The following is a 12588-nucleotide window of genomic DNA, read 5'->3' on the forward strand; positions in this document are numbered from 1 at the left end:
ATCATTTTTTAAAGCCCTCCTATTTCATCTTCTAAATCTATTAACGTTATTTTATTATAAGAAAGAACTATTTGTCTTTACAACTCAAAAAGCAAGCCAAATATTTTTATCCTAATTACTTAGTTTCCTCTTTAGGTTTTTCATCTTCTTTTTTAGGGGTTTCAAAATTTAACCCTTTAGCGTCTACAATATGTATATCTCTTTGAGGAAATGGAATACTAATATTATGCTCTCTAAACAGTTCGTCTATTTTAAACCGTATATCACTTTTTGGTATAGCTGCCTGAAAACTATCATTTAGTGTAAAAATTAATTTAAAGTTTAACGAACTATCTCCAAAATTTTCAAAAAGCACCAACGGAGCAGGGTGTTGATACACCTTTGGATGCTCACTGGCCGCTTGCATTAATAGTTTTTTCACCAAAGCCACATCACTTCCATATGCCACTCCAACTGTTACACTTTCTCTAGTTGTTGTGCCATTTTGCGTCCAGTTATATAAACTATTTGATAAATATTTATGATTGGGTATCACCAACACCTTATTATCAATAGTTACAGCCCTAGTAGTTCTTAATTTTATTTCCTCTACCCTACCTACTTTTCCATCTAATTCAATAATATCACCTACGTGAACACTTTTATCAAGAATAATAAAAATTCCAGAAATTATATCTTGAAAAAAAGTTTGCAACGCCAAACCAATACCAATTAATAAGGCTGAAGACGCTACTAAAATCGCACTTAAATTAACTCCTGCTGAACTTAAGGCTATTGAAAAAATAACTACATAAGCCAACCAACTAGTAAAAGAGAAAATAGTATCAAACTTATTTTTATCTTCTTGCTCTAGTTTACTTTTTGCTAACCTTTTTAGGTATTTCAATAGAAGTTTAATAAGAATCAAACCAATTATTAAAAACAGAATCGTTTTTATGGTAATATCTATTTCTTTTCCTCCTACAGGAATTCTAAGGTTTAGAAAATCGGTTACTTCTTTTATTATTTCTTTCATCTGCTAGTTCTTATTATTTTTTATTGGTCAGATGTAATTCACTATTAAACACTTTCGGACAATATTAAGTTAATTACGCTACAGTTCATTTCATAAAGGTTAATTATCCATTATAGCGAATCCACTTCCATAAATCTTTATAAGTCGGCTTTTTACCATACATCAAAATACCTACACGATAAATTTTTGCGGCAATCCATACAATTACCATAAAAGTAAGAATTAATAGCAACATAGAAATCGCTATTTCCCACCAAGCAACTCCAAACGGAATTCTCATTAACATCACGATAGGTGAAGTGAATGGTATATATGAAAATATAACTGATACTGGTCCGTGAGGATCATTAATAACTGTTGCAAAACCTACATATACTGCTAAAATTAATGGTAACATAATAGGCATCATAAACTGTTGCGTATCCGTTTCGTTATCTACCGCTGCTCCTACTGCTGCAAACAACGAACTATACAGCATATATCCTCCTAAGAAATAGAAAATGAACAAAAAGAACATTTTTACTAAAGGCAATCTAAATATTTCCTGTACAATCATTTCACCTTTATTGGTTGCTGTTTGTTGAATAGCTTCCATTTGTTCTGGCGATACTTTTGCCGATTGCATTTCCATCATATCAATTCCAAAGAAAGAAGATGCTACCAAACTAAACACTAAAAACAAAATTCCCCAAATAAAGAATTGTAATAATCCTGCTGAAGCGTTTCCTATAATCTTTCCTAACATTAGTTGAAAAGGTTTTACTGAAGATACAATCACTTCAATAATTCGGCTCGTTTTTTCTTCAATTACACTACGCATTACCGATGTACCGTAAATCATTACAAACATCATGAGTAAATATCCTGCAATGGCACCTACACCAATCTTTAATCCGTTGATTAATTTTGATGATTTTTCACCCGAAAAATTAAACATTTTAATTTCTGATGAAATTTTAGACTCTTCAATATGTGCAATATCAATCCCGAAGTTTGTCAATTTTTTATGACGTAACTCCTTATCAATTTTATCTTCTAAACGTTCCATGATGGACATGCTTGGGGAATCTTTTGAGAAAAACTCAATCGACTTTGCCAATACTTCTATACTATCTTGTTTCGGAATGTATAAAGCTCCGTAATAATCTCCTTCTTCAACTTTCTTTTTAGAGTCATCAATACCTAAAGCAGTAAAATCTTCATACTTTACTGTTTTAGAATCTTTAAAAACATCTTTAGAAAACATTCCAGACTCATCAACATATACTATCTTTTTAACCTTTTCATCGTTCTTCTTCATTAAGAAAAATACTAAAGCTCCCATACCAATCATTAACAGCGGACTTAAGAAAGTCATGACGATAAACGATTTATTTCTAACCTTAGCAATAAACTCGCGTTCTATAATTAATCGTAATCTTTTCATTGGTTAACTGTTTTTATGAATTGCTTGAATAAAAATGTCATTAGCGCTTGGTATCAACTCTACAAAATGCTGCACCTCTCCTTGAGTAGCTAAATACGATAATAAATCGTTCGCTGAATTTCCGTTAGTAAGTTTTACATTTAACTTTAACCCATCATTTAACAATCTAAAATCTGCCGGTAATACTTCAAAGTTTTGTTTTAGTTTCTGCTCCACTTCTCTTGAGCTAGAAGTTGCTAACCCTATTTGAAAAGTATTTGTCCTAAACTCTTTTTTAATATCGTCTAGTTTACCATCTAAAATTTTATTCGACTTATTAATCAAAGCTATATAATCACACATTTCCTCTACACTCTCCATTCTATGTGTAGAAAAGATAATCGTAGCTCCTTCATCTCGTAACTGTAAAATTTCTTTTGCTATTAGTTGTGCATTAATAGGGTCGAATCCTGAAAACGGCTCATCAAAAATTAACAATTTAGGTTGGTGAAGTACCGTTACAATAAATTGTACCTTTTGTGCCATTCCTTTTGAAAGCTCTTCAATTTTCTTATTCCACCATGCTCCAATATCAAATTTATCAAACCAATATTTTAAGCGTTTCTTTGCTTCCGATTTACTTAACCCCTTTAATTGAGCAAGATATAATGCCTGCTCTCCTACCTTCATACTTTTATACAAACCACGTTCTTCAGGTAAGTAACCTATATATTCTATATGATTAGGAGCTAGCTTCTCTCCATCTAAAATAATTTCACCAGCATCAGGCATTGTTATTTGATTGATAATTCTAATAAGAGAGGTTTTTCCTGCTCCATTAGGACCTAACAAACCAAAAACACTTCCTTTAGGTATGTGCATCGACACATTATTTAATGCAGTATAATCGCCGTAACGCTTTACTACATTATTAACTTCTAATAAATTGCTCATAGATTTTATAGTTGATTAATTACCGTTTATTTAAAAACAGCAGTGACAAACTTACATATTTTTATACTCAATTAGTATACGGTTCTCTTCAAACGTTACAAGATTAATTTTTTGTTAATTTTATTATGCATGCATAACTTTTTTACAAAATACTATGCGTGCATAATAAAATTTTATATATTTGGCATTCATGGATAAGGATAAATCAATAGATCACCAATTAAGAGCCACGTGGCAAGCGGTTGCTAAGATGTATAATGAGCAAGCTGCAAAGCACGATAGCACTATGGCTACGGCTTTTGCTTTATTGAATATAGATTCTGAAAACGGTACTCCTTCAACTGCTTTAGGACCGTTAATGGGAATGGAACCTACAAGTCTTTCACGTTTATTAAAAACCATGGAAGACAAAGGGGTTATATGTCGTGAGAAAAATCCAAATGATGGTAGAAGCGTTATTTTAAAACTTACCGAATACGGTAAAGAAATGCGTGAAGTTTCTAAAGGACACGTATACCAATTCAATAATAAAGTAAGAGAACATATTACTGAAGAAGAGCTAGACACCTTCTTTAAAGTAACCACAACAATAAACAAACTAATTACAGACAAGTTGATATACGACGAAGATATTGACAATAAAGCTGTATAAAAACAAACCAACAAACAAATGGCAAGAAGAATTAAAAAAGTAGCAATTATCGGTTCTGGTATCATGGGATCAGGTATTGCATGTCATTTTGCTAACATTGGCGTTGAAGTGTTGCTTTTGGACATCGTTCCGAGAGAGCTTAGCGACAAAGAAAAAGCAAAAGGACTAACCTTAGAAGACAAAGTAGTTCGTAACCGTTTGGTAAATGATGCTTTGACTGCTTCATTAAAGTCAAAACCATCACCTATCTACAATAAAAAATTTGCAGATAGAATTACTACAGGTAACCTTGAAGACGATTTACATAAAATAAAAGATGTAGATTGGATTATGGAGGTTGTTGTTGAACGCTTAGACATTAAACAAAGTGTTTTTGAACAAGTTGAAAAACACCGTACACCTGGTACTATAATTTCTACCAATACTTCTGGAATTCCTATTAAATTTATGAACGAAGGACGTAGTGAAGATTTCCGTAAACACTTTGCGGTAACACACTTCTTTAACCCTCCTCGTTATTTAAAATTATTTGAAGTTGTTCCAGGACCTGACTGTAAGCAAGAAGTTACTGACTTCTTAATGGATTATGGTTCTAAATTCTTAGGAAAAACTTCAGTATTAGCAAAAGATACACCAGCGTTTATTGGTAACCGTATAGGTATCTTCGGAATCCAATCGTTATTCCACCAAGTAAAAGAATTAGGCTTAACTATTGAAGAAGTTGATAAGCTAACAGGACCAGTTATTGGACGACCAAAATCAGCTACTTTCCGTACTGTTGATGTTGTTGGATTAGATACTTTAGTACATGTTGCTAACGGAATCTATGAAAACTGTCCTAACGACGAAGCTCACGACTTATTCAAGTTACCAGATTTCATCGACACCATGATGGAAAATAAATGGTTAGGAAACAAAACTAAGCAAGGTTTTTACAAGAAAACTAAAAATGCTGAAGGAAAGCGTGAAATTTTAGCGTTAGACTTAGATACGATGGAATACCGTCCGTCTAAAAAAGCAAAATTTGCTACCCTTGAATTAACAAAGACAATCGATAAGCCAATTGACCGATTTAAAGTATTAGTTGGCGGAAAAGATAAAGCGGGAGAATTCTACCGTAAAAATTTCGCAGCTATGTTTGCGTACGTTCAAAATAGAATTCCAGAAATTTCTGATGAATTATATCGTATAGACGATGCCATGAAAGCAGGTTTCGGTTGGGAAAATGGTCCTTTCGAAATTTGGGATGCTGTAGGAGTTGAAAAAGGTATCGAATTAATGAAAGCTGAAGGGGCGGAACCCGCCTTGTGGATAAAAGAGATGTTGGCTAGTGGTCAAACCTCTTTCTATACAGTTAAAGACGGTGCAACATATTACTACGATGTACCAGCAAAAGAACAAGTTAAAAAACCAGGACAAGATTCATTTATCATCTTAGATAACATTCGTAAAACTACTGAGGTATTCAAAAACTCTGGTGTTGTTATTGAAGATTTAGGAGACGGAATCTTAAACTGTGAATTCCAATCTAAAATGAACACTATTGGTGGTGATGTTTTAGCTGGATTAAATAAAGCAGTTGATTTAGCTGAAAAAGACTTCCAAGGATTAGTAATTGGTAACCAAGCTGCAAACTTCTCAGTAGGTGCCAACATCGGAATGATTTTTATGATGGCTGTTGAGCAAGAGTACGATGAGTTAAACATGGCTATCAAATATTTCCAAGATACCATGATGCGTATGCGTTACTCTGCAATTCCTACTATTGCTGCTCCTCACGGAATGGCGTTAGGTGGTGGTTGTGAATTATCATTACACGCAGATAAAGTAGTTGCTGCTGCTGAAACTTACATCGGATTAGTAGAGTTTGGAGTTGGCGTAATTCCTGGTGGTGGTGGATCTAAAGAAATGGCTGTAAGAGCTCAAGACTTATTCCACACTGGTGATGTTCAATTAAATGTATTACAAGAACACTTCTTAACTATTGGTATGGCAAAAGTGGCAACTTCAGCTTATGAAGCGTACAACTTAAACTTACTACAGAAAGGAAAAGACGTTGTGGTTGTAAACAAAGACCGTCAAATAGCAGAAGCAAAAAAACACGCTATATTATTAGCAGAAGCAGGGTATACACAACCAGCAAAACGTAAAGATGTTTTAGTATTAGGTAAGCAAGCCTTAGGTATGTTCTTAGTAGGAACAGACTCTATGGAAGCTTCTAAATATATTTCTGAACACGATCAGAAAATTGCAAACAAACTAGCCTACGTAATGGCTGGAGGAGATTTATCAGAACCAACAAAAGTTACTGAGCAGTATTTATTAGACCTTGAACGTGAAGCTTTCTTAAGTTTAACTACAGAACGTAAAACGTTAGAGCGTATTCAGCACATGTTAAAAACTGGTAAACCACTTCGCAACTAGTTGCGAATAGTATTGAGATATTAGTATTAAGTAGTTAGAAATGCATAAAGTAGAAGATTTAAAAATATGGCAAAAATCAATAGAGTTAGCAAAAGCTACCTATCTGCTTGTTTCAGAATTACCATCGGATGAAAAATTCGGGCTAACATCTCAAATAAAGAGAAGTGCTATTTCGATTCCTTCAAATATAGCAGAAGGAGCTGGTAGAAATTCACAAAAAGAATTCAAACACTTTTTGAGTATTGCAAATGGTTCTACATACGAACTTCAAACGCAATTACTATTAGTTATTGAATTGAACCTAATACATAAAGATAAAGTACAACCTATTATTGAGTTGTGTATTGAAATTCAGAAAATGAATTATGTTTTTCAGCAAAAATTAAACGTCTAAACATTCACTCAATACTAAAACCTCAATACTCAATACTAAAAATAAAATGAAAACAGCATATATAGTAAAAGGATATAGAACCGCCGTAGGGAAATCTAAAAAAGGTGTGTTCAGATTTAAAAGAGCTGACGAATTAGCTGCTGAAACCATCAAGTATATGATGGAAAAGTTGCCAGAATTCGACGTAAAGCGTATCGATGATGTTATTGTTGGTAACGCAATGCCAGAAGGTTCTCAAGGATTAAACATGGCAAGAATAATCTCGTTAATCGGATTAGATTCTGTAGATGTTCCTGGAGTTACCGTAAACCGTTTCTGTTCATCAGGATTAGAAACAATTGGTATGGCTGTAGCAAAAATTCAATCTGGAATGGCAGAATGTATTATTGCTGGTGGAGCAGAAAGCATGAGTTCTGTACCAATGACAGGTTTTAAACCAGAATTAAACTACGATATCGTAAACGCAGGTCACGAAGATTACTATTGGGGAATGGGTAATACTGCAGAAGCAGTAGCGCAACAATACAATGTATCTCGTGCAGATCAAGATCAATTTGCTTACGAATCGCACATGAAAGCTTTAAAAGCGTTAGATAGCGATCGTTTTCAAGATCAAATAGCACCAATCGATGTAGAAGAAACCTACATTGATGCAAACGGAAAACGTGCCACAAGAAATTATAAAGTTACTAAAGACGAAGGTCCACGTCGTGGAACTAGCGTAGAAGCCTTAGCAAGGTTACGTCCAGTATTTGCTGCTGATGGTTCTGTTACCGCTGGTAACTCATCACAAACAAGTGACGGAGCTGCTTTTGTAATGGTAATGAGTGAAGATATGGTAAAGGAGCTAGGTATTCAACCAGAAGCTCGTTTAGTAAGTTATGCAGCAGCAGGAGTACCACCTCGTATTATGGGAATTGGTCCTATAGCAGCAATTCCAAAAGCATTAAAACAAGCAGGTTTACAACAAAGTGATATTGAATTAATTGAACTAAACGAAGCGTTTGCTTCACAATCATTAGCTGTTATTCGCGAATTAGGTTTAAATCCGGATATCGTTAACGTAAATGGTGGAGCAATTGCTTTAGGTCACCCATTAGGATGTACTGGTGGTAAACTATCTGTTCAGTTATTTGATGAAATGCGTAAGCGTGAAATGAATAGCAAATACGGAATGGTAACGATGTGTGTAGGTACCGGTCAAGGTGCTGCAGGTATTTTTGAATTCTTAAATTAGAATTAAGATATAAGTATTGAGTATTGAGAATTTTCTCATCTCTTTTAAAAAATAAGTAATAAAATTATAAAAGTAGTTAGTATCTCAATACTCACTACTAAATACTAAAATCTATGATTATGTCAGAATTAACAAAAGATCTTTTACGCGGAGGGCAGTTCCTAGTAAAAGAAACAAAATGCGAAGATATATTTACTCCTGAAGATTTTTCAGAAGAGCAAACAATGATGCGTGATGCGGTTAAAGAATTTAACGACCGTGAAATCATTCCTCATAAAGACCGTTTTGAAAAGAAAGATTATGCACTTACCGAAGAAACTATGCGTAAAGCTGGTGAATTAGGATTCTTAGGTGTAGCGGTTCCTGAAGCGTATGGCGGATTAGGAATGGGATTCGTTTCTACAATGTTAACTTGTGATTACATTTCAAGTGGAACAGGATCTTTTAGTACTGCTTTTGGTGCACATACAGGTATTGGCACCATGCCAATTACTTTATATGGTACTGAAGAGCAAAAGCAAAAATATGTTCCTGCATTAGCTATGGGTGAACGTTTTGGAGCTTACTGTTTAACTGAACCAGGAGCAGGATCGGATGCTAACTCAGGTAAAACTACTGCTGAGTTAACTGAAGACGGAAAGCACTATAAAATTAACGGACAAAAAATGTGGATTTCTAATGCAGGTTTTGCTGAAATCTTCATCGTTTTTGCTCGTATCGAAGACGATAAAAACATTACTGGTTTTATCTTAGAATATGATAAGAACAATCCTAACGGAGTAACTTTAGGAGAAGAAGAACACAAATTAGGTATTCGTGCATCATCTACACGTCAGGTATTTTTCAACGATACGTTAATTCCTGCTGAAAATATGCTATCTGTTCGTGGTGGTGGATTCAAAATTGCCATGAACGCCTTAAACGTTGGTCGTATTAAATTAGCGGGGGCTTGTTTAGATTCTCAAAGAAGAATTATTAGCCACGCTGTAAACTATGCGAATGAGCGTAAGCAATTTAAAACTCCTATTTCAGAGTTTGGTGCAATTAAAATGAAGTTAGCTGAAATGGCTACTAGCGCTTATGTTGGTGAGTCAGCATCATACAGAGCTGCTAAAAATATTGAAGATAGAATTGCTATTCGTGAAGCGGAAGGAAACTCTCATCAAGATGCAGAATTAAAAGGTGTTGAAGAGTATGCTATTGAATGTTCAATCTTAAAAGTAGCTGTTTCTGAAGACGTACAAAACTGTGCTGATGAAGGAATTCAAATTTACGGAGGTATGGGATTCTCTGAAGAAACTCCAATGGAGTCTGCTTGGAGAGATGCTCGTATTGCTCGTATTTACGAAGGAACTAACGAAATTAACCGTTTATTATCGGTAGGAATGTTAGTTAAAAAAGCCATGAAAGGTCATGTAGATTTATTAAATCCTGCAATGGCAGTTCAAAACGAATTAATGGGAATTCCTTCTTTTGACACTCCAGATTATTCTGAATTATTCTCAGAAGAAAAAGAGATACTAGCTAAATTGAAGAAAGTATTCTTAATGGTAGCAGGGGCTGCATTACAAAAATTTGGTCCTGAATTAGAGCAACACCAACAATTATTAACTGCTGCTTCAAATATTTTAATTGAAGTATACATGGCAGAGTCTGGAATCTTAAGAACTGAAAAGAACGTGAAGCGTTTTGGTGAAGATGCTCAAAAAGAACAGATTGCAATGGCTAAGTTATACTTATACAATGCTGTAGAAACTATTACTAAAAGCGCAAGAGAAGGAATTATTTCTTTCGCTGAAGGTGATGAGCAACGTATGATGTTAATGGGACTTAAGCGTTTTACTAAATACGCAAACTACCCTAACGTAGTGGAGTTACGTGACACAATCGCAGAAAAATTAAAAGCAGAAAATAAATACTGCTTCTAAACATATTAAAACTACCTAATGTTGCTAACAAGCATAGGTAGTTTTTAAAATTTTTCTTCAACTTTTATAGGTTTTAGAATTTAGTTGTTTGTTTAAAAGATCGTCAAATTAGTTTTTGGCGGTCTTTTTTTATGCTCTCAAAACACACTACTAATTCTATACACTACCATATCAACTTACTATAAAACTAAGAGTCTTAAGGTTTTCTTAAAACGTTTTTTTATATATTTAATGGTATATTTATTGTACCCGAATGCAAAAAAACACAAGATAGCATGATAAAACTTAACACTACAGCACTACTAGGAATGGTTTTCTTAGCCATGGTTAGCTGTAAAAACGAAGCAAAAAAAACAGACGCGCAAGAGAACTCTAACCAAGAGACAGTTACTACAACGACCGATGTTACTGGAAACTACGTTTCTTCAGAATATGAAAAAAGAAATGAAGGATACGACTGGGTTTCTGTTACTGTAAAACCAGCCGCAAATGACAATATAAAAATTGCTGTTCGTTCGCGAGCTGACAAGAAAAAACCTACCTGTACTTTTGACGCTCTTGCTAAAAAAGCGAATGACAGTACCTACAAAGCTGTTATAAACGATAAAACTGTAGTATTTTCTTTTAAAAACAAACAAATTTCTATTGCCACCGCAAATAAAGAAGACAATAGTTTCTTAAACTTTTACTGTTCTGGCGGTGGAAGTCTTGCAGGCTCGTACCATAAGATTGATGGTGATTTAGACCAAACGCAAATAGACAAAACCATTTTTAGAAAAAATGTGACCTTACAAGGAGTTGGCTTTAATATTTCTACTCAAAAAAATGGAATGGAAACCGAGTTAACAGTAGCTCCTTACGGGTTAGAAATTGATAACTCAGCTGTTACTCAAAACATTGACGGTAATGTTGTTGATGTTGAAATTGAAGATTTAAACTCTGATGGTTCTCCAGAAGTATTAATTTATACACAATCTGACGGAAGTGGAAGTTATGGTAACGTAATTGGATATTCTGTTAATAACAAAAAATCGATGAGTGAAATATACTTCCCTCCTATTACTGAAAACAAAGAATTGAGCAAAGGGTATATGGGGCATGATGAGTTTACCATTATTGAAACTACCTTAGCCCAACGTTTTCCTATTTATACAAAAGAAGATACCAATGCCACCCCAACTGGTGGTACTAGACAAATTAACTATAAATTGGTTGATGGTGAAGCATCAAGAAAGTTTGTAGTAAAAAACTCAACTGACTTTAACACCAACAATTAAACTATTTATTATGAAAAAACTATCATTTTTATTCGCAACTATTCTATTAATCACAGTGTCTTGTACTAAAAAAGAGGCTGCTGATCAACTATACAATACTACTTGGGAGCTAGAATACATTTCTGGACCAAGAATTGCTTTTGAGGGATTGTTTCCTGATAAAAAGCCACAACTTACGTTTGATAAAGAAACAAAGAAGGCTACAGGAAACAATGGTTGTAACGGTTATGCTGCTGAATTTACGTTAGGAGAAGAAGATGCTATTTCTTTTGGAGAACCAGGACCAACAACTATGATGTACTGCGGACAAGGAGAACAAGAGTTTTTAAAAACCATTAAAAAAATAAACAAGTATAGTTTTGACTTAGAAGGAAAACTAAATTTATTAATGGACGATGTAACCATGATGCGCTTTAAAAAAATAACTACTGAAGAATAATTCATAATAGTTGTTACTTTAAAAGAATTAATAACTTAGGGGAAACCTCATACTATATAACCTTTTTTTGGTTTGTTGGTATGAGGTTTATTTTTTATTTCCAAAGGCAGCGTCCGCTAATAAGTATATAGTGAATGTTGGGTTGAATCCATACAGATGTAAAAGCAGAGAACATGCCGTGGCATCAGCGCCCCATGCCGTGGTGTCTGCGGAGCACGCCGTGATATCAGCGACCCGTGCCGTGGTGTCTTCGGAGCATGCCGTGATATTAGCGACCCATGCCGCGGTGTTAGCGGAGCATGCCGTGATATCAGCGACCCGTGCCGCGGTGTTAGCGGAGCACGCCGTGATATTAGCAACCCGTGCCGTGGTGTCTGCGAAGCACGCCGTAGTATCAGCGACCCGTGCCGTAGTGTCTTCGGAGCATGCCGTGATATTAACGCCCCGTGCCGTGGTGTCTGCGGAGCATGCCGTGATATTAGCGACCCATGCCGTGGTGTCTGCGGAGTACGCCGTGATAGTAACGACCCGTGCCATGGTGTCTTCGGAGCATGCCGTGATATTAGCGACTCGTGCCGTGGTGTCTTCGGAGCACGCCGTGATATTAGCGACCCATGCCGTGGTGTCTTCGGAGCATGCCGTGATATTAGCGACCCGTGCCGTGGTGTCTTCGGAGCATGCCGTGATATTAGCGACCCGTGCTACCTTTAATGACACTTAAAACATCTTTTATTCCCTAAATAGCTGAGCTTATGGGTTTCCGTAAGAGGGAGTATTCAATAAAGTGTGTCAACTTATTTTTAGTTTTCTATAAACCTTTTACCAAATTTAATAATTAATTCTTGTTTTATTCTATTCCAATT

10 protein-coding genes are annotated in these 12588 nt (G+C 35.1%); 7 read left to right on the forward strand and 3 right to left on the reverse strand.

Annotation, left to right across the window (positions count from 1 at the left end; genetic code table 11):
- Positions 1–115: 115 nt before the first annotated feature.
- From C7448_RS14485 to C7448_RS14495, 3 genes are all read right to left on the reverse strand, one after another.
- The gene (locus C7448_RS14485) at positions 116–1015 is read right to left on the reverse strand and encodes a mechanosensitive ion channel family protein (RefSeq protein WP_115902128.1); all 900 of its coding nucleotides are present in this window, start codon (positions 1013–1015) and stop codon (positions 116–118) included.
- Between the two features lie 103 nt (positions 1016–1118).
- A complete protein-coding gene (locus C7448_RS14490) occupies positions 1119–2441 on the reverse strand; it encodes an ABC transporter permease (protein WP_115902129.1) in 1323 nt (440 codons plus the stop codon).
- Between the two features lie 3 nt (positions 2442–2444).
- The gene (locus C7448_RS14495) at positions 2445–3374 is read right to left on the reverse strand and encodes an ABC transporter ATP-binding protein (protein ID WP_115902130.1); all 930 of its coding nucleotides are present in this window, start codon (positions 3372–3374) and stop codon (positions 2445–2447) included.
- A gap of 190 nt (positions 3375–3564) precedes the next feature.
- Between C7448_RS14495 and C7448_RS14500 the strand changes: the two genes are divergently transcribed.
- The 7 genes from C7448_RS14500 (at position 3565) to C7448_RS14530 (ending at position 11725) form a co-directional block, all read left to right on the forward strand.
- Positions 3565–4026 (forward strand): MarR family winged helix-turn-helix transcriptional regulator, encoded by a 462-nt coding sequence (locus C7448_RS14500; RefSeq protein WP_115902131.1) that lies wholly within the window; start codon positions 3565–3567, stop codon positions 4024–4026.
- A gap of 18 nt (positions 4027–4044) precedes the next feature.
- On the forward strand, positions 4045–6450 hold the full coding sequence (locus C7448_RS14505) for a 3-hydroxyacyl-CoA dehydrogenase/enoyl-CoA hydratase family protein (protein WP_115902132.1): 2406 nt from the start codon (positions 4045–4047) through the stop codon (positions 6448–6450).
- A 40-nt stretch (positions 6451–6490) separates the two neighbouring features.
- Complete coding sequence (locus C7448_RS14510) at positions 6491–6844, forward strand: four helix bundle protein (RefSeq protein ID WP_115902133.1); 354 nt, start codon at positions 6491–6493, stop codon at positions 6842–6844.
- A gap of 46 nt (positions 6845–6890) precedes the next feature.
- Positions 6891–8081, forward strand: coding sequence for an acetyl-CoA C-acyltransferase (locus C7448_RS14515; protein ID WP_115902134.1), 1191 nt, complete (start codon positions 6891–6893; stop codon positions 8079–8081).
- Positions 8082–8200: 119 nt separating this feature from the next.
- Positions 8201–10009, forward strand: coding sequence for an acyl-CoA dehydrogenase family protein (locus C7448_RS14520; protein ID WP_115902139.1), 1809 nt, complete (start codon positions 8201–8203; stop codon positions 10007–10009).
- 275 nt (positions 10010–10284) lie between these two features.
- Positions 10285–11286, forward strand: a complete 1002-nt coding sequence (locus C7448_RS14525; RefSeq protein WP_115902135.1) for a PliI family lysozyme inhibitor of I-type lysozyme — start codon at positions 10285–10287, stop codon at positions 11284–11286.
- 10 nt (positions 11287–11296) lie between these two features.
- Positions 11297–11725 carry an META domain-containing protein gene (locus tag C7448_RS14530; RefSeq protein ID WP_115902136.1) on the forward strand — a complete coding sequence of 143 codons (429 nt, stop codon included), beginning with the start codon at positions 11297–11299 and terminating at the stop codon, positions 11723–11725.
- Positions 11726–12588: the final 863 nt, after the last annotated feature.

Origin of the sequence: Tenacibaculum gallaicum, from assembly GCF_003387615.1 — a bacterium.
GTDB lineage: Bacteria > Bacteroidota > Bacteroidia > Flavobacteriales > Flavobacteriaceae > Polaribacter > Polaribacter gallaicus.